Here is an 18757-nt window from a genome sequence, read left to right as displayed (position 1 = left end):
ACAATAACCAAAACCGTAACCATCTGAAGAGGAACAGGTAGATGACAAAAATCAAAAAGGGGATGACGGCAACGTTCGTCGCGCTTGCGCTGGCCGGCACGGCCTTCACCGCAGCGCCGGCTTTCGCCGCTGGCAAGATGACCATTTCCAGCCCGCAGGACCCCGGCAGCTGGGATCCGATCGACACCTTCCTGGTGCAATGGGCAGCTGTCGCCACCAACATCTTCGATGGCCTGACCTATCGCGGTCCGGACCTGAAACTTGTGCCCGGCCTTGCCGAATCCTGGGAAGAGCTGGATGAAGGCAAGCGCATCCGCTTCAAGCTGCGCCAGAACGTCAAGTTCCATAATGGCGAGCCCTTCAACGCCGCCGCCGTCAAGTTCACCTTCGAGCGCCTTCTCGGCGAACAGGGTGCCAAGGGCCCGCAGCGCTCCAACTATGTCGCCATCGAAAGCGTCGACGTCATCGACGACTACACCGTCGACATGAAGCTCAAGGCGCCCGATCCGGTGCTTCTGACCAAGCTTGCCGGTTATGGCGGCATGATCGTTCCGCCGAAATACATTCAGGAAAAGGGTGAGGACAACTTTAACCTCAACCCGGTCGGCACCGGCGCGTTCAAATTCGTCTCCTATGCGCCGAAGACCAACATCAAGCTGGAAGCCAACCCGGATTACTGGGGCGGCGCACCAAAGCTCTCCGAACTGGAATTCCGCTTCATCGCCGAGCCGGCGACCGCAGTTGCCGAATTGCAGGCCGGCCGCGTCGATCTCGTCATTCCGCCCACCATCCCGATCGGCATGATCCCGGTCATCGAAGGCGATTCCAAGCTGGAGATCGTCAGCGTTCCAGGCCCGACGGTGGATGCGCTGCGTTTCAACACTCGTGACGGCATCACCGCTGATCCCAAGGTGCGCAAGGCCATCATCATGGCCGTTGATCGCGGCACGATCGTCAAGTCGATCCTTGCCGGTCAGGCCTCGGAAATCGCCAGCTTCCAGAGCGCGCTGTCCTTCGGCTACGACGCCGATCTGAAGCCGCTGCCTTATGATCCGGAAGGCGCAAAGAAGCTGCTCGCGGAAGCCGGCGTCAAGCCGGGTGCGGCGCTGCAGATCGATATCAGAGGCAACGATGCGACGATGAACGAAGTCGCGCAGGTCATCTCGAGCTATCTGTCCATGGTCGGCATCACCGCCACCATCAAGCCCTATGAGACCAACGTTCTCCTGAACGACATCATCCCGCAGGGCAAGACCGGCGCGATGTTCCAGCAGAAATGGGGCGGCTGGACCTTCGATTACGACAACACGGCCTATTCCATGTACCACTCGGGTGAAAAGTGGAATCCTTACGACAAGGACGAGAAGCTGGACAAGCTGCTGGAATCCCAGCGCCCACTGACTGACCGAGCCGAGCGCGAAAAGATCCTCAAGCAAGTCGGCGCCTATGCCGCCGAGCGCGCGCTGGAAATTCCGCTTTACAACACCAATGCCATTTACGGCATTAACAAGCGGGTCAAGGGTTTCGTGGCACCGCCGGATAACCGCCTGAAGCTGACCGACGTCACCGTCGAATAATCAGGCTTATCCTCCCAAAAAGCGCCTTGCCCGCCATCCCGCGGGCAAGGTCGGGTCTCTCTTCAAGGTAAAAAACGTGGCCGGTTTCCTCATCAAGCGATTGCTGCAGGCGATTTTCGTCGTCATCGCCATCACCCTTCTCGTTTCCTTCGCCATCCGCCTGACAGGCGATCCGGCTGTCACCATGTTCCAGGGCGGCGGCAGCATGACGGAAGACGATCTGGCGCGCATTCGTGCGGCGCTTGGAACCGACCGGCCGTTCTTCGTGCAATATTTCAGCTTCCTGAAAGGCCTGGTTACGCTCGATTTCGGCCGCAGCTTCACCGGCAGCACGCCGGTATCGCGGCTCATCGCCGATGCCCTGCCCGCCACGCTGCTTCTCGCCTTCATATCCATGGCGGTGTCGATTGCGCTTTCCATTCCGCTCGGCATCAAGGCCGCGACCTCGCGCGGCAAGACGGCCGATCAGGTGATCCGTATCTTCTCGCTCGTCGGCCTGTCATTCCCCAACTTCTGGCTGGCCACCATGCTGGTGCTGCTTTTCTCCATCACGCTCGGCTGGCTGCCGCCAAGCGGCATGGGCGGCTTTGCAAGCTACATCATGCCATCGGTCACCATGGGCGTTATCCTGACGGCTACCAATGTGCGCCTGGTGCGCACGGCCATGCTCGATACGCTGCGCTCGCAATATGTCATGGTGGCGCGCGCCAAGGGCCTCAGCGAAAACAAGGTGCTTTACAAGCATGCGCTGCGTAACTGCGCCATTCCGCTGATTACCTATTTCGGCCTGCAATTCGGCGGACTTCTCGGCGGCATCGTCGTCATCGAGCGCGTCTTCAACTGGCCGGGTCTCGGCACGCTCGCCTTCGATGCGGTGGGCGCGCGCGACTATCCAGTGCTTCAGGCCGTCATCACCGTGCTGTCGCTGATGATCGTCGGCATCAACCTTCTGGTCGATATCGCCTACGGGCTGGTCGATCCGCGCATCCGCACGGAGTAATTGACGATGGCTGCCAAAACCTCGCGCCTGTCGCGCTTCAACAATCTCGAATTCATCCTCGGCGCCCTGCTTACCGTCGTCATCTGCCTTGCCGTTCTTCTTTCCGACGTGCTGTTTCCGGGCGGTGCCGAAAAGATCGACCTGATGGCGCGCCTTGCCAAGCCCTTCACTAGCGCCGCCCATCCGCTCGGCACCGATCCGCTCGGCCGTGACGTACTGGCCCGTGTCGTGGCCGGCGGCAAGATTTCGCTGCTCGTCGGTTTCACCTCGGTCATCGGGGCCGTGGTCTTCGGCGTGATCGTCGGCCTGGTCGCCGGTTATTATCGCGGCTTCTGGGACATGCTGGTCATGCGCTTTGCCGATATCCAGCTCGCCATGCCCTTCATTCTCTTGGCCATCACCTTCATCGCAATTGTTGGCGGCAGCCTCACCAACACCATCATCCTCCTGATCGTCTCGCAATGGGTACAATATGCCCGTCTGGTGCGCGGCTCGGTGCTGACGCTGCGCGAACGGGAATTCATCCTGTCCGCCCGCGCCATTGGCGTGAAGGACTGGCGCATCATTCTCCAGCACCTTTTGCCGAACCTGATCGGCCCGGTCATCGTGCTGATGACGCTCAACGTCGCCAACAACATCCTGCTGGAAAGCAGCCTCACCTTCCTCGGCCTCGGCGTAGATCCGACCATTCCGAGCTGGGGCGGCATGCTGGCGGATGGCCGCACCTATCTGCAAACGGCATGGTGGGTCAGCGTCTTCCCCGGTCTTGCCATCCTTCTGACCGTGCTTGGCCTCAACCTTCTCGGTGACTGGCTGCGCGACAGCCTCGACCCCACCGGCAGAACCTCAAGGTGATCGTGATGAGCCAGATTTTCGACCAGACCTTCAAGCGTACTCTGGATGTGCTTCTCGCCAATGCCGCGCCCGGCCAGTCCTTCGAGGCATGGACGTTCGATGACGCCAAAAGCCGCCGCGAGGCCGAAGAAAGGCTGAAGAAAAAAGGCGTCAGTGCCCGCATCCGCAGCGCCTACAAGCCACTTCTCTTCACCTTTCTGGAAGAGATCAATCTTGGTGGCGTCGATGCCATCGAGGTGCATTACCCGGTGCACGCCAATGCACCCGCCAATCGTTTCCGGCTGGAGGCCTATCCGCTGGCGGCACTAGCCGGCGACGCGAAGATCGATTTTATCGCCCGCGACGACGACGCCCTTCATTATGACGTTACGCTGAGCCGCAACGGCAAGATGGAAACCCTGAAGGTTCTCGCTCCCAACCGGGTTCATACCGATATCGTCGGCGAAACCAATGTCTCGCCAACCGGCTGGTTCCGTCCGGCCGGTGACGCTACGGGCGAGCGGCTGGAGACGGATTACGAGCAGCTTTTCGAAGCGGCAATCAATGCCGTTGCCAATCACGGCTGGGGCGATGAAGAACCCTATTTCGAGGAATTGAACATCCACGTCACGCACCCGTCCGAAGACATGGCGCTGCCGGTCGGGGAAGAGGTGGTCAGCCTGCGTGAAGCGCTGCATGAGGATTTCTATTTCTCCCTCCTGGAATTCTTCCAGAAGAAGTCCGGCCGGCCGCTGGGCGACCGGGGCCTGAAACCCGGCCAGATCGTTCCGGAAGTCGTCAAAAGCAACGGCGACGTTTCGGTCCGTATCGAGACCCGTGCACTCACCACCACTTTCCTGGATGGCGGCGAACAGCGGATCGACGAGGCCCGCGAACCGGTGGCGGCGGGTCAGATCGCGCGTATGCTTGCCGAGATCGGCGGCGAGGCGTTCGAGGCCCGCTCCCGGTCGGGCCGCGTTCTTGCCGCCCATTATGTCGCGGGCAGCGATGCCGCCGTGATGATCAGCGGCGGCCAGCATCCCAATGAAACCACCGGCATCGTTGGCGCCGTCCGCGCCGCCCGCAAACTTGCGGAAAGACAGGGCGCGCATTTCACCATTTCGCCGCTGGAAAACCCTGATGGTTATGCCCTGCACCAGCGGCTGCGCGCCGACAATCCACGCCACATGCACCATGCGGCGCGGTACACGGCGCTCGGCGACGATCTCGAATATCGCACGCGGGAAAATTCGGGCGTCCATCTCAACGAGAAGGCAATCCGTTTCAGCGCGCAGGAGATGAGCGGCGCGAGCCTGCATGTGAACCTGCACGGTTATCCCTCGCACGAATGGACCCGTCCGCTTTCCGGTTATGTGCCGCGCAATTTCGCCATGTGGACGCTGCCGAAGGGTTTCTTCCTCATCATCCGCCACCATGCGGATTGGGAAAAGCAGGCGGAAGCCCTGCTCGACCGGGTTACCCGCCATCTCGGCGCCATTCCGGGCCTGCTGGATTACAACAATCGCCAGATCGCGCTTTACGAGATTCACGCCGGTGAAACCGGTTTCCGCATCATCAACGGTTTCCCGTGCCTGTCGTCCATCGACGACCGCCACACAGTGCCGATGACGCTGATTACCGAATATCCTGATGAGACGATCTACGGCGATGACTTCATCACCGGCCACACGGCGCAGATGGAAACGGTTCTTTCCGCTTACGACGCCTGGCAGGATATTTTCGTCGCGGACGTTGCCTGATTTCGAAGCGCCCCCGATTGGGGGCATCAGAATGATGACGAAGTCCCGAAGCCCTCGTCCGTCATGCTTGGGCTTGTCCGGAGCAGCTGCAACGTCTTGATCTAGTTGGACGTGATTGGATCCTTGGGGCAATCCAGCGATGACGCCGGGTGTGAGGGAGCTTTGTCATCACCCTCAGTTGCCCTTGTACGGCTTACTTCTCAGCCGTGGCGGCAAGCTTCTTTTCCTGCTGCTTCTGCAAAAGCCGCTTGCCCTTGCTCAAAATATGCAGATTGGCGGCATCAAGTTTGTTATATCCGGCCTGGATAATATCGAGATCGGCGACGTGACCGATTGCTGCCAGTTCATGCATCACGTCGCCAACGGCGACATCGACGCTCGGCTTCGGCAGGTGCACAACATCTTCCACCGCGGCGCGCATGTCATCCGCCGCGCCGCCCATGACGTGATACAGCGCCAGCGCCTTGCGGAGAAAAGCTTCGCGGCGCTCGATCTTGTTGTTGAGTATACTGTCGCCAACGCGATTCCGCATAAGATCAACGGCTTTATTCTGATATTCGCCCATCAAGACACCAAATGAAATTCAAAATATGCTTCGGGAGACTACGGACAATCCCCTTAGAACTGGTTAAGGCACCGGGATTACGTGCATATTATCGTCATTTTCCGGCCGCGTGGCGCAGGGCATTTTTCATAACGGCGGCATTTGGAAGCAGCATGCTGAAACGGGACCATTCGTGATGGCTGCAGCGGCTGCGGCAATTGAGAATCGCCAGACTATCCCTATTGTATGATCCAATATCGGGCAGAACCGGATAAGGCGGCGATCCATAACCATCAGGTTATTTATTGCCCCCTTTTTTTCATTTTACTTTGGCCATCGCACTTACCAGTTTGACTGGCTGGATCGGTGGAGGGAGCCACGGATCAATTGGGAGGAAATCATGAAATTACGGATCACCGCCGCAATCGCGGCCATCTGCTTCAGTTCCGTTGCCTATGCCGAGACGATCAAGGTCGGCGTGGTCGGCCCGTTCTCCGGCCCCTTCGCGCTGCAGGGCAAGAACTTCAAGGCCGGCATAGACGCCTGGTTTTCGCTTCACGGCAACAAGGTGGGCAATGACACTGTCGAAGTCGTCTACCGCGATGTGCCGCAGGCCGATCCGGCGCAATCCAAGGCGCTGGCGCAGGAGCTGGTTGTAAAGGAAGGCGTGCAATATCTCGCCGGCTTCTATTTTACGCCCGACGCCATGGCGGTTACGCCGCTTCTGAAACAGGGCAATGTGCCCATGGTCATCATGAATGCGGCCACATCGGCCATCGTTACCAAAAGCCCCTATGTGGTGCGCACCTCGTTCACGACATGGCAGACATCTACGCCGATAGCCAAGGTGGCTTTCGATGGCGGCGTCAAGAAGGTCATTTCGCTGGTCAGCGATTACGGCCCGGGCGTTGACGCGGAGAACGCCTTCAAGGCAGCCTTCACCGCCGCTGGCGGCGAAGTTGTGGAAAGCATTCGCATGCCGCTTTCCACCAATGATTTCAGCCCCATCATGCAGCGCGTGAAGGATTCCGGCGCACAAGGCGTCTTCGCCTTCCTGCCCTCCGGCCCGACGACGCTCGGCTTCGTGAAGGCCTTCAACGACAACGGCCTGAAATCATCAGGCATCAAGCTTTTCGCGCCGGGCGATCTTACACAGGAATCGGATCTGCCGGCCCTTGGCGAAGCAGCACTCGGCATGCAGACTACCTTCCACTATGCCGTCTCCCACGATTCACCCGAAAACAAGACCTTCGTGGAGGCCGCAACCAAGGCCATTGGCAATCAGGCGGAACTGTCCTTCCCCGCAGTCGGCGCGTTTGACGGCATGTATGTCATCACCAAGATGATCGAGGCGACCGGCGGCAAACAGGATGCGGAAAAGGCTGTCGAGGCGGTGAAGGGTCTTTCCTGGACAAGCCCGCGCGGCCCTGTCAGCATCGATCCGCAGAGCCGCCACATCACGCAGAACATCTATCTGCGCGAAGTCTCCAAGGGCGATGACGGCAATTATTACAACAAGGAAATCCAGACTTTCGAAAAACAGGGCGACCCGGGCCTTGCCGCCGCCAAGTAAGCATTGAGACGGAAATGACCGGCGCCGCCTTTTGCGGGCGGCTCCGGCACGGGCGTAATCGCATCGGGAGGAGCTTTCGAACATGCAGACGGTCTTCAGCATCCTTGTCGATGCGCTTGCCTATGGCATGGTGCTTTTCATCATCTCCATCGGCCTATCCGTGACAATGGGGCTGATGCGTGTGGTCAATCTCGCCCACGGCGCCTTCGCCATGATCGGCGGGTATCTCGCCTCCTATGCCGCCCATGGCCTCGGCCTTGGTTACGCGGCGGCAATCCTCGTTGCGATTGCCGGCACCATCGTGATCGCCATACCGCTCGAACGGTTTCTCTACCGGCGCATCTACGGCGCACCGGAACTGACGCAGGTGCTGATGACCATCGGCATCACCTTCTGCATCATCGGCATCGCCAATTTCGTGTTCGGGCCAACGCTCAAAACCATTCCGCTGCCGCAGGAACTGGCCGGTCCCACCGATCTCGGTTTTCGCACCATCGCCACCCACCGCATCTTCGCCATCGTCGCTGGCCTCGTGGTGGCGGCGGCAATTTGGTTCACGTTCGAAAAGACCGCCTTCGGCATCAAGTTGCGGGCAGCGGTGGACAATGCGGCCATGGCAGCAGCCCTCGGCGTGCGCACCGAAATCATCTATGCCGTAAGCTTCGCCATCGCCGTCGGCCTTGCGGCCATGGGCGGCGTCATCGGCGCAGAATTGCTGCCGGTCGAACCCTATTATGCGCTGCGCTACATGGTCACCTTCCTGGTGGTCGTATCCGTCGGCGGCGCAGGCTCGATCCCCGGCGCGCTGATCGCCTGTCTGCTGCTTGGCGCCATCGATACGACCGGGCGGTATCTTGCCCCCGAATATGGCGAATTCTTCTTCTATCTGGCGGTCATCGTGATCATCACGCTGTTTCCGCGCGGCCTTCTTGGAAGGGCGAAATGAGATGGCGGTGCTCATGAACGACCTCACTGAAACGGCAAAACCGCCGAAGGCCCGCTCGCCCCTGCGCGCGATTGGCGGTCCGGTGCTCATCATCATCGCCGCCATCGCCGGTTACTTCCTGTTTCCGGATAATCTGGCGCTGTTGACGCGCATCATCGCGATAGCGCTTCTCGTGCTCTCCATCGATCTCGTTACCGGCTATTGTGGCGTGGCGACACTCGGCCATGCGGCCCTGTTCGGTGCCGGCGCCTATGCCGCCGGCATTGCCGCTGCCCACTACGGTATCACGGACCCGCTTCTCATGACCCTCATCGGCGCAGCAGTGGGCGGCATCGCGGGATTGCTGTCCGGCACCATTCTGTTGCGCGCGCACGGCCTGCCGCAACTGGTGCTGTCCATCGCCGTTGTCCATCTTTTCCATGAGGCGGCCAACAAGGCGTCGGACTGGACGGGCGGCAGCGACGGGCTTGCCGGCGTCTCGCCCGATGCGCTGTTCGGCACCTTCGAATTCGATCTCTACGGCCGCACCGCCTATATCTACGGCGTCTGCCTGCTGCTTCTGGTTTTTCTGGCACTTCGCGTCGTCGTCAATTCGCCCTTCGGCATGCTGTGTCGCGGCGTCAAGCAGGACAGCATCCGCATTCAGGCCATGGGCGGTTCGGTCAATGGCACGATTTTGAAGATGTTCGTGATATCAGGCATCGTCGCCGGAATCGGCGGCGCGCTGAACGCCATCTCCACGCAGGTGGTCGGCCTCGACAGCCTCAGCTTCACGCTGTCTGCCGAAGCGCTGGTCATGCTGGTTCTCGGTGGCGCGGGCTCGCTTTATGGCGCGCTGATCGGCACCGTCACCTTCATGTGGTTCGAAGACGTCGTTTCCGCCGCCAATCCGTTCCACTGGCTCACAATCGTAGGCCTGCTTCTGATCGCCGTCGTGCTGTTTGCGCCGCGCGGCCTTTATGGCGCGGGCGAACAGATCATCGCGCGCCTGCGGGGAGATCGCAAATGAGCGCCATTTTCGAAGTTTCCGGCCTGCAGAAAAATTTCGGCGGTCTCGTCGTTACCAACAATGTCTCGCTGTCGCTTTCGCCCGGCGATCGCACCGTGCTGATCGGCCCCAACGGCGCCGGCAAGACCACATTCGTCAACCTCGTTACCGGAAACATCAAGCCATCCGCCGGAACCGTGCGGATTGCCGGAGAAGACGTGACGGGGCTCAGCGCCAGTCAGCGCGTGAAGCGCGGACTTGTCCGCTCGTTTCAGGTGACGCGGCTGTTCCAGGACATGACGCCGGAGGAACATGTCGCACTCGCCATTCTGCAAAGGGAAGGCAGAACGGGCCGGATTTTCGGCCGTTACCGCTCCATGCCAACGGTGATGAGCGAGGCGCGCGACATTCTCGGAACGCTTGGCCTGCTTGCCATCGCCGAAACCCGCGTCCGTGAAATCGCCTATGGCCAGCAGCGGCTCATCGAGATCGCACTTGCCATGGCGCTCAAGCCCAAAATCCTGCTGCTTGATGAACCTGCCGCCGGCGTTCCCTCGACGGAAACGGCGCGTATCGAACAGGCGCTCGATCGCCTGCCCGCCGACCTCGCCATATTGATGATCGAACACGACATGGATCTGGTCTTCCGTTTCGCCAGACGTGTGGTCGTGCTCGCCGCAGGCGCCGTCATATTCGACGGTTCGCCTGGCGAAGTCACCAGCAACGCAGAAGTCCGCCAAGCCTATCTCGGAAGTTACGCCAATGCCCGCAGCGCCGCTTGAAATCGCCAACCTGACCGCCGGTTACGGCCCCACCCGTGTCATCGAGGGTCTGTCGCTCTCCGTTCCCGCCGGTTCGCGTTTCGCGGTGCTCGGACGTAACGGCGTTGGCAAGACAAGCCTGTTTGCCACGCTTGCCGGGCAGACGAAACGATTTGCCGGTGATATCCATCTCGGCGGGCAGGACATCACCGCCCTGCCGAGTGCTGCCCGCGCCCTCGCCGGTCTCGGTTACGTGCCGCAGACCCGCGATGTCTTTCCGACACTCACAGTCGAAGAAAACCTCTTCGTCGGCCTCAAGGGCCGGCCGAAATCGGCCATCGAGGAAGCTTACACGCTGTTTCCGCGCCTGAAGGAAAGACGCCGCAATCTCGGCTCGCAACTCTCCGGTGGCGAGCAGCAGATGCTTTCCACCGCCCGCACCATCCTCGGCCAGCCGCAGGTGCTGCTTCTCGATGAACCCCTCGAAGGTCTCGCCCCTGTTATCTGCGAGGAACTGATGGCGGCCTTCTCGAAACTCGCGCAATCGGGCGAAATGACCATTCTTCTCATCGAACAGCGCATCCAGATGGCCATCGACTTCGCCGACCACGCCATCATCATGGAACGCGGCCGCATCGTCTGGTCAGGACCGTCCGACGATCTTGCGGCGAACCCGGATATTGTTGATACGCATCTTGGCGTGGGTGGATTGCACTGATCCAAAAGCGTCAATCACCCCCTCTTCGTCGTTCCGGCCTCGAGCCGGAATGACGAAAGTTAACCCGATCACACACCGCAACAAACCCCGATCCCACTTCATTGATCCGTTCGTAAAAAACACAATGGAATAAAAATTCCATTGCAGTTAAAGTGCACACGATTTCAATCTGCACAAAGGAACGACAATGACGGCAATCGATGCGCCAGACTCCGTGAAGGCTTTTGAGGAGCGGTTGCTTCAGGTCGCGGAAGGCCTGCCGAAACGATTACGTCAATGTGCAGATTATGTCGCGTCCAATCAGGATCGCATTGCCGTTTCCACCGTCGCCGAAATGGCAGAAGGTGCCGGCGTGCAGCCGTCTGCATTCATGCGCTTTTGCCAGATCATGGGTTTTTCCGGCTTTTCGGAGATGCAGCGCCTGTTTCGCGATTCCTATGTCGGCGGCTGGCCGGATTATGCGACCCGGCTGGACCACCTGCGCGAAAAGGGCGACGAGAGCGCGTCGGGCCTGTTGGCGGAATTCGTGGAGGCTGGCCGGTCCTCATTGGAAATGCTGCTGAAATCGGTCGATACACGGCAGCTTGACGAGGCGGTCTCGGCGCTGGCACAGGCGCGCACCGTGCATATCATCGGTTTGCGGCGCTCCTTCCCCATTGCCAGTTACCTCGCTTACGCCTTCGAGAAAATGAAGGTACCTGCGGTTTTGCACAGCGCCGTCGGTGGCCTCGGCAACCTCAGCGCCATCTCCCGCGACGATGCGCTGATTGCGATCACCTTCTCCCCCTATTCGGCTGAAACGCTGGAACTGGCGGAAATGGCCCGCGCCAATGGTATTCCTGTCGTCGCCATGTCCGATTCGGCCGTCAATCCGCTACGCAAGTCCGGCGCGACGCTGCTCACGGTAACGGAAATCGATTTTGGTGCATTCCGCTCGCTTTCCGCCACGCTCTGTCTCGCCATCACACTCGCTGTCGCTGTGGGAACACGCAAAACAGCCTGAATATTTTTATTGAAAACATAAAAAATAGAATTTATGATCCAAATTCATGAAACGGGCATTCCATAATTGTCCGTCTCGTGAATGCACCCGAAGGTGGTGAGACAGAAAGTGGGCGGAGGAGGCCCACTGGCATCAGGCTCCCTCAATGCGGGGTCCGAAGGAGGAAGCTTTTGAAAAAACTTGACCTTATCACGATCGGGCGCTCGTCGGTCGACCTTTATGGTTCGCAGGTCGGCGGCCGGCTGGAGGACATGGCCTCCTTTGCCAAATATATTGGCGGCTCCCCCACCAATATTGCGGCCGGCGCTGCGCGGCTCGGCCTTGCCAGTGCCGTCATCACCCGCGTTGGTGACGAGCATATGGGCCGCTTCATCCGTGAACAGCTGGTGCGCGAAGGCGTGGACGTACGCGGCGTGAAAACCGACCCGGAGCGGTTGACGGCGCTGGTGCTTCTCGGCATTCGCGACCAGAACCAGTTTCCGCTGATTTTCTATCGCGAGAACTGTGCCGACATGGCGCTCAGCGAAGACGACATCGATCCCGCCTTTATTGCCGAAGCAGGCTGTGTCTGCGCCACCGGCACGCATCTGTCGCATCCGAAGACGGAAGCGGCCGTACTGAAAGCGCTGACACTTGCCCGCGAAAACGGTGCGAAAACAGCGCTCGACATCGACTATCGACCCAATCTCTGGGGTGTTGCCGGCCATGGCGATGGCGAAAGCCGCTTCGTGGAATCGCAGAAGGTCACCGCCAAGCTGCAATCCACCCTGCATCTCTTCGATCTGATTGTAGGCACGGAAGAAGAATTCCACATTGCCGGCGGCTCGACCGATACGCTGGCCGCGCTGAACGCCGTACGCAAGGTGTCGAACGCGACGCTGGTGTGCAAGCGTGGCCCGATGGGTGCTTCGGTTTTCGCCGGCGAAATTCCGGCAAGCCTGGACGATGGCGAGACGGGCGAAGGTTTCCCGATCGAGGTCTTCAATGTTCTCGGCGCGGGCGATGGTTTCATGGCCGGGCTTTTCCGTGGCTGGCTGCGCGGCGAGGACTGGCCGACGACACTGAAATACGCCAATGCCTGTGGCGCCTTTGCCGTTTCCCGCCACGGCTGCACTCCCGCCTATCCGAGCTGGGAAGAGCTGCAATATTTCTTCAAGGCCGGCATCCGCAACAAGGCGCTGCGCAAGGACGAGGCGCTGGAACAGGTGCATTGGTCAACCAATCGCAAGGGCGAATGGGACACAATGCGCGTCTTCGCCTTCGACCATCGCATGCAACTGGAAGCGATCGCCGACGAACTCGGCATTAAACATGAGCGCATCGGCGCCTTCAAGAAGCTCTGCCTTGAGGCCGCGCAAACGGTCGCCGGTGGCAAGGCGGGTTACGGTATCCTCTGTGACGGACGCCTCGGACGCGATGCGCTTTTCGCAGCCAGCGGCTCCGGTCTGTGGATAGGCCGGCCGGTGGAATGGCCGGGTTCGCGCCCGCTGACGCTGGAACCGGAACTCGGCAAGGATTTCGGCGGGCTTTCCGAATGGCCGCTGGAAAATGTCGTCAAGGTTCTGTGCTTCTATCACCCGGATGATACCGACGAAATGCGCGCCGCGCAGGAGGAGACGGTGATGCGTCTGTTCCAGGCGACACGCCGCAACCGGTTGGAAATGCTGCTCGAGGTCATTCCCTCCAAGGTCGGCCCGACCGACGATCTGACCGCCGCGCGCATCATCGAACGCTTTTACGAGATCGGCGTTTATCCCGACTGGTGGAAACTGGAGCCGATGAAAACCAGAGCCGCCTGGAAAAATGCCTGCGACGCCGTGCATCGCAACGATCCTTACGTGCGCGGCATCGTCGTTCTTGGTCTCGACGCACCGCAAAGCGAGCTGGAGGAGAGCTTCCGCCTTGCCGCCGGTTTCGATCTGGTCAAAGGTTTCGCGGTTGGCCGCACGATTTTTGCCGACGCCGCGCGGGGTTGGCTCGGTGGCAAGATCACCGATGAGGAAGCGGTGAAGGACATGGCGCAGCGCTATACCAGCCTGTGCCGCATATGGGATGAGGCGCGCGCCAAAAAGGGAGAGGCAGCGTGAAGACAATCAGATTGACGGCTGCGCAGGCTATGGTTCGTTACCTCGCCGCGCAGATGAATGAGCATGGCGAGACCTATATTGCCGGTGTCTGGGCCATCTTCGGCCATGGCAATGTCGCCGGCATCGGCGAGGCGCTTTATGGCATTCGCGAGGAACTGCCGACCTATCGCGGCCAGAACGAGCAATCCATGGCGCATGCGGCGATTGCCTATTCCAAGCAGCTGCGTCGCCGGCGGGCAATGGCGGTCACCTCCTCCATCGGCCCCGGTGCTGCCAACATGGTAACGGCGGCAGCGCTCGCCCATGTCAACCGCCTGCCGGTTCTTCTCATCCCCGGCGATGTCTTCGCCAATCGCGGTCCCGACCCCGTGCTCCAGCAGCTGGAGGATTTCGGCGACGGCACGATGACGGTGAATGACTGCTTCCGCCCGGTTAGCCGTTATTTCGACCGTATCATGCGCCCGGAACAATTGCTGACCGCCCTTCCCCGCGCCATGCGCACCATGACGGACCCTGCCGATTGCGGCCCGGTAACGCTTGCCTTCTGCCAGGACGTGCAGGCGGAAGCTTACGATTATCCCGTCAGCTTCTTTGAAAAGCGCGTCTGGCGGCAACGCCGCCCGGAACCGGATGTGGCGGAATTCGAAGAGGCCGTCGCCGCGCTAAAGGCTGCGAAGAACCCCGTCATCGTTACCGGCGGCGGTGTGCATTTTTCCGGCGCCACCGAAACGCTGAAGCGTTTTGCGGAAACCCATTCCATCCCGGTCGTCGAAACCCAGGCCGGCAAATCGGCACTGGCGTGGGATCACGATCTCAATTTCGGCCCGGTCGGCGTCACGGGTGCCGAAAGCGCCAATATCATAAGCGAGAAAGCCGATCTGGTGTTCGGCGTCGGCACCCGCTTTCAGGACTTTACCACCGGTTCCTGGGCGCTGTTCAAGAACCCGGACCGCAAGATCCTCGCCCTCAACGTGCAGCCCTATGACAGCGCCAAGCATGATGCGATCAGCCTGACGGCGGATGCGAAGATCGGTCTCGAAAAACTGTCGGCCGCCCTTGGCAGCCACCGCTTCACGGCACCGGATGCCAAGCTCAAGGCGGCATGGTTCGAGAAGGCCGATGCCGATACGGCAGCACCGGGCGAGGACAATGCCAACAGCCTGCCCACCGACATGCAGGTGATCGGCGCCGTACAGCGCCAGTCACGCGACAATACCGTCGTCATGTGCGCGGCGGGCACCATGCCTGGTGAGCTGCATCAGTTGTGGAAATCCAAGCTGCCGCTTTCCTATCACATGGAATACGGCTTCTCCTGCATGGGCTATGAGGTTGCCGGCGGCCTCGGCATCAAGATGGCGGAACCGGACCGGGACGTGATCGTCATGGTCGGCGACGGCTCCTACATGATGATGAATTCCGAGCTTGCGACATCGGTTGCCATGGGCGTCAAAATCACCCTCGTCATCACCGATAACCGCGGTTACGGCTGCATCAACCGGCTGCAAATGGAAACCGGCGGCGCGGAGTTCAACAACCTCTACGCCCACACCAACGTCAACCCCATCGCCATCGACTTCGTCGCCCATGCCGGCTCTATGGGCGCGGATGCGCGCAAGGTTTCCACCATCGCCGAGTTGGAAGCGGCGCTTGCGTCCGCTCGCGAATCCAGCCGCACGACTGTCATCGTCATCGATACCGACCCCTATCCAACCCCGCAGGCCGGTGGCCACTGGTGGGATGTGGCGGTACCCGAAGTTTCCGACCGGGCCGAAATCGGACCGGCGCGCGCGCGCTACGAAAACCATATCAAGGAAAGACAATAAGATGATCCGTTACGGAACCAACCCGATAGCCTGGTCCAACGACGACGACCGCACACTGGGCGCCAATATCAGCCTTGAACAATGCCTCGACGAAACCGCCAAGATCGGCTTCGACGGCATCGAGAAGGGCCACAAGTTCCCGACTGACCCGGAAGGCCTGAAGGGTGTGCTTGCGCCGCGTAGCCTCTCCTTCGTCTCCGGCTGGCATTCGCTGAACCTTCTGACCGACAGCATCGAATCCGAAAAGAAGGCCATGCAGCCGGCGCTCGATCTGCTGAAAGCCATGGGCTCGAAAGTCATCATCGTCTGCGAGACCTCGAACGCCATTCACGGTGCCGACGACACGGCGCTGGTCGACCGTCCGCGCCTTGCGGCCGAGGACTGGGCGAAGTTCGGCGCGGGTGTGGAGGCGCTGGCGGCCTATGCTGCCGAACAGGGCATCACCCTCGTCTACCATCACCACATGGGAACCGTGGTCGAGAGCGAAGACGAAATCGACCTTCTGATGAAGCATACCGGGCCGAAGACCCATCTGCTCCTCGATACCGGCCATTGCCTGTTCGGCGGCGGAGATCCCGTGCGCGTCGCGCAGAAATACATGCACCGCGTCGGCCATATCCACGCCAAGAACGTGCGGCCGGTGATTGCCGATCAGGTTCGGAACGAGCGGCTTTCCTTCCTCGAAGGCGTTCGCCGCGGTGTGTTCACCGTGCCGGGTGACAGCGAGGGCGGGGTGAACTTCCCGCCGGTTCTGAAAATTGCCGCCGAGCACAATTACAGCGGCTGGCTGGTCATCGAGGCCGAACAGGACCCGGATGTGCGCAACCCCTTCGAATATCAGAGCCTCGGCCTGAAATCGCTGAAGGCTTTTGCCCGTGACGCCGGACTGGACAAGGCTCAGGCGGCTTGAGGCCCTTTACTCCCTCATCCCTGTGACAAGCACAGGGATGAGGGAAACGCGGGAATAGCCGCCCGATAAATTGAACGACTGACCAAAAAGGAACACCACCATGACCTCACTTCTGCGCAAGCCGGTCGCGACAAGCGGCAAGGTGCACGACATCACGCCCCAAAGCGCGGATTGGGGTTATGTCGGTTTCGGCCTTTATCGTCTGAAGCCCGGTGAAACCGCAGCCGAGAAGACTGGCGATACGGAAGTCATTCTGGTGCTTGTCGAAGGCAAGGCGAAGATTTCCGCCGGGGGCAAGGAGTTCGGTGAACTCGGCGACCGCATGAACGTGTTCGAGCGCAAGCCGCCGCACTGCGTTTATGTTCCCGCCGGCTCCGAATGGTCGTTGACGGCCACGACGGATTGCACCGTCGGTGTCTGCACCGCACCGGGTGAAAAAGGTAGCCGCGAAGCGCAACAGATCGGTCCCGATGGCGTGCAACTGACCGAGCGCGGCAAAGGCGCCAATACGCGTTACATTTTCCCCATCGCCATGGAAGAGCGCGATGTCGCCGATAGTCTCCTGGTGACGGAAGTGTTCACCCCGTCGGGCAACTGGTCGTCCTATCCGCCGCACCGGCATGACGAAGACAATTACCCCGATATGACCTATCTGGAAGAGACCTATTATCACCGGCTCAACCCGGCGCAGGGTTTCGGTTTCCAGCGCGTTTTCACCGAGGATGGGTCGCTGGACGAGACCATGGCTGTAGCGGACGGCGATGTCGTGCTGGTTCCCAAGGGACACCACCCCTGCGGCGCGCCTTATGGCTACGAGATGTATTATCTGAACGTGATGGCCGGGCCGATGCGCAAATGGCGCTTCAAGAACCACCCCGATCACGACTGGATTTTCAAGCGCGACAATCCCTGAGGCATGCCAGCGTCCACGGCACCCTCCTCATCCCTGTGCCTGTCACAGGAATGAGGGGCGAGGAAGGTCCGCGTCGCGATTGCCGTAGAGAAGAAAGCAATCGAACGTATTGATTTCATCGTAATAATTTAGGGAGAAGAGACCATGGCCGCTCTTGGCGTTGGCCTTATTGGCACGGGTTACATGGGCAAGTGCCACGCTTTGGCGTGGAACAACGTCACCAGCGTTTTTGGCGATGTGGAGCGTCCACGACTGGTCACACTGGCAGAGGTCAATCCCGAGCTTGCGGCGAAGAAGGCCGCCGAGTTCGGTTTCGCCCGCTCGACCGGCGACTGGCGCGATCTGCTTGCCGACCCTGAAATCGATGTGATCTCGGTCACCACACCCAATGCCTTTCACCCCGAAATGGCGATTGCCGCCCTTGATGCCGGCAAACACGTCTGGTGCGAAAAGCCGATGGCGCCTGCCTTCACGGATGCCGTGAAGATGCGCGATGCGGCCCGCCGTTCGGGCAAGGCGGCGGCCATGGGCTACAACTACATCCAGAACCCTGTCATCCGCCATATGCGCCGCCTTATCGACGAAGGCGCGATCGGCAATGTCTACCATGTCCGTGCGGAAATGGATGAGGACTTCATGGCGGATGCCACCCAGCCCTTCTACTGGAAGAGCGAAGCCTCCTCCGGCTATGGCGCGTTGGATGATTTCGCTGTTCATCCGCTGTCACTTCTGTTTTCCCTTTTCGGCCATGCCGAAAGCGCGATCACCGATATGGTGAAGCCTTACGAGACGCGGCCGCTAAGTGGCGGCGGCGAGCGCGCTGTGGAAACGCATGATCTTGCCAGCGTGCTTCTGAAGCTCGAAGGCGGCATTTCGGCGGTGCTGATCGCCAACCGCTCGGCCTGGGGCCGCAAGGGCCGTATCGCCATCCAGATTTACGGCTCTACCGGCTCGATCCTTTTCGACCAGGAGCGGATGAACGAATTCCAGCTCTACACCACGGACGGGCGCCCGGAGGAGCAGGGTTTCAGAACCGTTCTCGCCGCCCCTCACCACAAGCCGTATGACCGCTTCATCCCCGCACCCGGCCACGGGCTCGGCTTCAACGATCTTAAGGTGATCGAGTGCCGGGAACTGATCGCGGCCATCGAGGGCAAGACGGCGCATATCATCGACTTCGAGGAAGGCCTGAAGATCGAGCGCAGCATTCATGCCATGGCCCGGTCCTTCGCCGAGGGACGATGGGTCGCGACGAGTGAGATTGCGGAATAGGCAGAGGCGGGGTTAGCGCGGAACTTTGCCTCTTTCGTCATGCTCGGG

The 18757-nt window shown here is 60.3% G+C and carries 16 protein-coding genes; 15 read left to right on the top strand and 1 reads right to left on the bottom strand.

The genetic code is table 11. The annotated features are described in order from the left end of the window. Window positions 1-41 precede the first annotated feature (41 nt). From AC5SEO_RS16345 to AC5SEO_RS16330, 4 genes are all read left to right on the top strand, one after another. Window positions 42-1577, top strand: a complete 1536-nt coding sequence (locus AC5SEO_RS16345) for an ABC transporter substrate-binding protein (protein WP_004431003.1) — start codon at window positions 42-44, stop codon at window positions 1575-1577. A 76-nt stretch (window positions 1578-1653) separates the two neighbouring features. Continuing rightward, window positions 1654-2577, top strand: coding sequence for an ABC transporter permease (locus AC5SEO_RS16340; RefSeq protein ID WP_003499197.1), 924 nt, complete (start codon window positions 1654-1656; stop codon window positions 2575-2577). 6 nt (window positions 2578-2583) lie between these two features. Further along, window positions 2584-3432 carry an ABC transporter permease gene (locus AC5SEO_RS16335; protein ID WP_004430999.1) on the top strand — a complete coding sequence of 283 codons (849 nt, stop codon included), beginning with the start codon at window positions 2584-2586 and terminating at the stop codon, window positions 3430-3432. Between the two features lie 5 nt (window positions 3433-3437). Then, the gene (locus AC5SEO_RS16330) at window positions 3438-5171 is read left to right on the top strand and encodes a M14 family metallopeptidase (RefSeq protein WP_174069106.1); all 1734 of its coding nucleotides are present in this window, start codon (window positions 3438-3440) and stop codon (window positions 5169-5171) included. 193 nt (window positions 5172-5364) lie between these two features. Here the strand turns inward: AC5SEO_RS16330 and AC5SEO_RS16325 are convergent, their stop codons facing one another. Next, window positions 5365-5736 (bottom strand): hypothetical protein, encoded by a 372-nt coding sequence (locus AC5SEO_RS16325; protein ID WP_174069104.1) that lies wholly within the window; start codon window positions 5734-5736, stop codon window positions 5365-5367. Window positions 5737-6115: 379 nt separating this feature from the next. Between AC5SEO_RS16325 and AC5SEO_RS16320 the strand changes: the two genes are divergently transcribed. From AC5SEO_RS16320 to AC5SEO_RS16270, 11 genes are all read left to right on the top strand, one after another. Then, a complete protein-coding gene (locus AC5SEO_RS16320) occupies window positions 6116-7288 on the top strand; it encodes an ABC transporter substrate-binding protein (protein ID WP_174069102.1) in 1173 nt (390 codons plus the stop codon). Between the two features lie 82 nt (window positions 7289-7370). After that, a complete protein-coding gene (locus tag AC5SEO_RS16315) occupies window positions 7371-8234 on the top strand; it encodes a branched-chain amino acid ABC transporter permease (protein ID WP_495363895.1) in 864 nt (287 codons plus the stop codon). A gap of 1 nt (window position 8235) precedes the next feature. Continuing rightward, a complete protein-coding gene (locus AC5SEO_RS16310; RefSeq protein ID WP_174069099.1) occupies window positions 8236-9243 on the top strand; it encodes a branched-chain amino acid ABC transporter permease in 1008 nt (335 codons plus the stop codon). After that, the gene (locus AC5SEO_RS16305) at window positions 9240-10004 is read left to right on the top strand and encodes an ABC transporter ATP-binding protein (protein ID WP_065660227.1); all 765 of its coding nucleotides are present in this window, start codon (window positions 9240-9242) and stop codon (window positions 10002-10004) included. Before AC5SEO_RS16310 ends, AC5SEO_RS16305 begins: the two co-directional genes overlap by 4 nt. After that, window positions 9985-10701 carry an ABC transporter ATP-binding protein gene (locus tag AC5SEO_RS16300; RefSeq protein WP_004430985.1) on the top strand — a complete coding sequence of 239 codons (717 nt, stop codon included), beginning with the start codon at window positions 9985-9987 and terminating at the stop codon, window positions 10699-10701. The genes AC5SEO_RS16305 and AC5SEO_RS16300 overlap by 20 nt, the downstream gene beginning before the upstream one ends. A 187-nt stretch (window positions 10702-10888) precedes the next feature. After that, window positions 10889-11704: a MurR/RpiR family transcriptional regulator gene (locus AC5SEO_RS16295; RefSeq protein ID WP_004430982.1), complete on the top strand. Its 816-nt coding sequence runs from the start codon at window positions 10889-10891 to the stop codon at window positions 11702-11704. A 170-nt stretch (window positions 11705-11874) separates the two neighbouring features. Further along, a complete protein-coding gene (locus AC5SEO_RS16290) occupies window positions 11875-13791 on the top strand; it encodes a bifunctional 5-dehydro-2-deoxygluconokinase/5-dehydro-2-deoxyphosphogluconate aldolase (RefSeq protein WP_111800730.1) in 1917 nt (638 codons plus the stop codon). Then, complete coding sequence (iolD, locus tag AC5SEO_RS16285) at window positions 13788-15614, top strand: 3D-(3,5/4)-trihydroxycyclohexane-1,2-dione acylhydrolase (decyclizing) (RefSeq protein ID WP_112161306.1); 1827 nt, start codon at window positions 13788-13790, stop codon at window positions 15612-15614. The genes AC5SEO_RS16290 and iolD overlap by 4 nt, the downstream gene beginning before the upstream one ends. Window position 15615: 1 nt before the next feature. After that, a complete protein-coding gene (gene iolE, locus AC5SEO_RS16280) occupies window positions 15616-16524 on the top strand; it encodes a myo-inosose-2 dehydratase (RefSeq protein WP_112161307.1) in 909 nt (302 codons plus the stop codon). Between the two features lie 100 nt (window positions 16525-16624). After that, window positions 16625-17437 (top strand): 5-deoxy-glucuronate isomerase, encoded by an 813-nt coding sequence (iolB, locus tag AC5SEO_RS16275; protein WP_013762346.1) that lies wholly within the window; start codon window positions 16625-16627, stop codon window positions 17435-17437. Window positions 17438-17581: 144 nt separating this feature from the next. Next, window positions 17582-18709: a Gfo/Idh/MocA family protein gene (locus tag AC5SEO_RS16270; protein WP_038495038.1), complete on the top strand. Its 1128-nt coding sequence runs from the start codon at window positions 17582-17584 to the stop codon at window positions 18707-18709. The last annotated feature ends 48 nt before the right edge of the window (window positions 18710-18757 follow it).

The sequence above is a fragment of the Agrobacterium sp. K11 genome (assembly GCF_059429395.1).
The sequence above is the reverse complement of the archived record's forward strand: the minus strand, read 5'-3'. Positions and strand labels throughout refer to the sequence as shown.

What these genes read in the sequence shown, in the direction of transcription:
- AC5SEO_RS16345 (WP_004431003.1), top strand. Translation starts at nt 42, where the DNA reads ATGACAAAAATCAAAAAGGGGATGACGGCAACGTTCGTCGCGCTTGCG.
- AC5SEO_RS16335 (WP_004430999.1), top strand. Translation starts at nt 2,584, where the DNA reads ATGGCTGCCAAAACCTCGCGCCTGTCGCGCTTCAACAATCTCGAATTC.
- AC5SEO_RS16330 (WP_174069106.1), top strand. Translation starts at nt 3,438, where the DNA reads ATGAGCCAGATTTTCGACCAGACCTTCAAGCGTACTCTGGATGTGCTT.
- AC5SEO_RS16325 (WP_174069104.1), bottom strand. Translation starts at nt 5,736, where the DNA reads ATGGGCGAATATCAGAATAAAGCCGTTGATCTTATGCGGAATCGCGTT.
- AC5SEO_RS16320 (WP_174069102.1), top strand. Translation starts at nt 6,116, where the DNA reads ATGAAATTACGGATCACCGCCGCAATCGCGGCCATCTGCTTCAGTTCC.
- AC5SEO_RS16315 (WP_495363895.1), top strand. Translation starts at nt 7,371, where the DNA reads ATGCAGACGGTCTTCAGCATCCTTGTCGATGCGCTTGCCTATGGCATG.
- AC5SEO_RS16310 (WP_174069099.1), top strand. Translation starts at nt 8,236, where the DNA reads ATGGCGGTGCTCATGAACGACCTCACTGAAACGGCAAAACCGCCGAAG.
- AC5SEO_RS16305 (WP_065660227.1), top strand. Translation starts at nt 9,240, where the DNA reads ATGAGCGCCATTTTCGAAGTTTCCGGCCTGCAGAAAAATTTCGGCGGT.
- AC5SEO_RS16300 (WP_004430985.1), top strand. Translation starts at nt 9,985, where the DNA reads ATGCCCGCAGCGCCGCTTGAAATCGCCAACCTGACCGCCGGTTACGGC.
- AC5SEO_RS16295 (WP_004430982.1), top strand. Translation starts at nt 10,889, where the DNA reads ATGACGGCAATCGATGCGCCAGACTCCGTGAAGGCTTTTGAGGAGCGG.
- iolE (WP_112161307.1), top strand. Translation starts at nt 15,616, where the DNA reads ATGATCCGTTACGGAACCAACCCGATAGCCTGGTCCAACGACGACGAC.
- iolB (WP_013762346.1), top strand. Translation starts at nt 16,625, where the DNA reads ATGACCTCACTTCTGCGCAAGCCGGTCGCGACAAGCGGCAAGGTGCAC.
- AC5SEO_RS16270 (WP_038495038.1), top strand. Translation starts at nt 17,582, where the DNA reads ATGGCCGCTCTTGGCGTTGGCCTTATTGGCACGGGTTACATGGGCAAG.